We start from the raw sequence: 1,300 nt of genomic DNA, 5'->3' as shown, positions 1-1,300 counted from the left end.
GCCTATTATCGTACCTTGTTAGCCATAATTTATTTGCTTACTATTTTTGGCGTAACTATAGCCCACATTGCTTTCCGCAGAGGCTCCGAGGTAGTCAAGGCTCGCCATTCCATTATTGCCGGCACCATGATTCCCATAACCAGTATAGATATTATATTGAAGGTTTTGATCTTCAAGTAGAGTGCCATTGATTCCTGCTTGTGAACGTATATTACCTTTATTATCCTGAGAAAAATAGCTTGACGCATATGTATTTTTATACCAGCGAGATAGTGGTATGGTAATATTTATTGAAATCTGCTCATCAGTGCTTGAATGATATGATAGCGAGCGCGTATTAGAATAAGTTAAAATAAAATTGAAGTATTCCATTGATTTTGAATAACTTGCGCTAATATTTTTCTCTTTTCCTTCTTGATTCCAGTAGTCTTGCTGATAACCAGACAATGATAATGTTCCAAGATCTCCATTCATTAGGTTTTGTTGGAATACAAGCTGGAACTTACTTTTCTTACTAAAATAATCACTTTCGTCAGGGTTATCGAATGCTCTTTGAGCATCAAGAGCATCGTTAAAAGAAAAAAAGTCCTTCGTGGAGTATCGATATCCTGCAAGAGTAATAATTGAGTTGGTTGTGCTTATGGTCTTCGAGTACAGAAACCGTATCGATTGTCCTTGCTTATTGCCCTCATTTTCTTCATCAAATTTAGTCTGCGACTGAGTAATATCGGTAGAAACTGAGCCGAAATTCCCCAGGCTCATTCCCACTCCTGCGTTCACAGCCTGATAGAAATCTGCATATAAAAGCCCTCCATAAAGTGTGATATCATGCGGCATGCCGTACAGCATAGTTCCTTGTGCAAAAAAAGGTTGTTTGCCATCATCCGTCGAATTTCGGGTTTTACCACTACTGACGAAATATCGAACTTGACCTTCCCGTTGCATAATGGGTACGTTAGAAAAAGCTTGTGTAAAAGTGCGTTCACTACCATCTGACTCTCGAATCGTAATATTTAATTCACCACTTGCTGAGGTAGGGTATAGATCATTTATAACAAATGGCCCAGGGGGGACGGTAGTTTGATATATAATGATATTATTTTGTCGAATCGTTACTTGAGAAGTGCTATTAGCAATTCCTTTTACTGTCGGTGCGAAGCCGCGAAGACTATCAGGAAGCATATTATCTTCAGAAGAGATCGATACGCCTGTAAAACGCACGCTATCAAAAATATCTGAAGGTGTATAGCTTTGGCCAATAATAAGTTTACCCTGAATATTTTTCAAATCACGTTGGAGC

The 1,300-nt window shown here is 38.6% G+C and carries 1 protein-coding gene; it reads right to left on the bottom strand.

What is annotated here, in order from left to right; genetic code table 11:
- Positions 1–18: 18 nt before the first annotated feature.
- On the bottom strand, positions 19–1,300 hold a 1,282-nt coding region (locus tag INF73_RS21915; protein ID WP_193547346.1), incomplete at its 5' end, for a fimbria/pilus outer membrane usher protein.

The sequence above is a fragment of the Enterobacter cloacae complex sp. P6RS genome, from assembly GCF_014982245.1.
In the GTDB taxonomy this organism is placed as follows: Bacteria; Pseudomonadota; Gammaproteobacteria; order Enterobacterales; family Enterobacteriaceae; genus Enterobacter; species Enterobacter bugandensis.
Note: the sequence above shows the minus strand (reverse complement) of the source record. Positions and strands in the feature narration are given on the sequence as shown.